Genomic DNA, 1,176 nt, shown 5'->3' with positions numbered 1-1,176 from the left:
TTACTCGATGATCTTGGAGACGACGCCGGCGCCGACGGTGCGGCCGCCTTCGCGGATGGCGAAGCGGAGCTTCTCCTCCATGGCGATCGGCGCGATCAGCGACACCTCGAACTTCAGGTTGTCGCCCGGCATGACCATCTCGGTGCCCTCGGGCAGCGACACGGTGCCGGTCACGTCCGTCGTGCGGAAGTAGAACTGCGGCCGGTAGTTGGTGAAGAACGGCGTGTGGCGGCCGCCCTCCTCCTTGGTGAGGATGTAGGCCTCGGCCTCGAACTTCGTGTGCGGCTTCACCGAGCCCGGCTTGCATAACACCTGGCCGCGCTCCACGTCCTCGCGCCCGATGCCGCGCAGCAGCGCGCCGATGTTGTCGCCCGCCTCGCCGCGGTCGAGCAGCTTGCGGAACATCTCAACGCCCGTGCAGATCGTCTTGCGGTTGGCGCGGATGCCGACGATCTCGATCTCCTCGCCCACCGTCACGACGCCGCGCTCGACGCGCCCCGTCACCACCGTGCCGCGGCCCGAGATCGAGAACACGTCCTCGATCGGCATCAGGAAGGGCTGGTCGATCGGCCGCTCCGGCGTCGGGATGTAGGTGTCCACCGCCTCCATCAGCGCCTTGATCGCCGTCTCGCCGATCTCGGGCTGCGTGCCGTTCATCGCGTGCAGCGCCGAGCCCTTCACGATCGGGATGTCGTCGCCGGGGAAGTCGTAGCTGGAGAGCAGCTCGCGCACCTCCATCTCGACCAGCTCCAGAAGTTCCTCGTCGTCGACCTGGTCGACCTTGTTGAGAAACACCACCAGCGCCGGAACGCCAACCTGGCGCGCAAGCAGAATGTGCTCGCGCGTCTGCGGCATCGGGCCGTCGGCGGCGTTGACCACGAGGATCGCGCCGTCCATCTGCGCGGCGCCCGTGATCATGTTCTTCACATAGTCGGCGTGGCCGGGGCAGTCGACATGCGCGTAGTGCCGCGCAGGCGTCTCGTACTCGACATGCGCCGTCGAGATCGTGATGCCGCGCGCCTTCTCCTCAGGCGCCGCGTCGATCTGGTCGTACGCCTTGAAGTCGCCGAAATACTTCGTGATCGCCGCCGTCAGCGTCGTCTTGCCGTGGTCGACGTGGCCAATGGTGCCCACGTTGACATGCGGCTTGTTCCGCTCGAATTTCGCCTTAGCCAT

1 protein-coding gene is annotated in these 1,176 nt (G+C 66.4%); it reads right to left on the bottom strand.

Translation table 11 applies throughout. The annotated features are described in order from the left end of the window. Positions 1 to 1,176 (bottom strand): elongation factor Tu (gene tuf, locus BLW43_RS22750; protein WP_093257245.1); only part of this gene is annotated, 1,176 nt, incomplete at its 5' end.

Source organism: Rubrimonas cliftonensis (assembly GCF_900107585.1).
In the GTDB taxonomy this organism is placed as follows: domain Bacteria; phylum Pseudomonadota; class Alphaproteobacteria; order Rhodobacterales; family Rhodobacteraceae; genus Rubrimonas; species Rubrimonas cliftonensis.
This window is presented reverse-complemented; position numbering and strand designations above follow the sequence as displayed.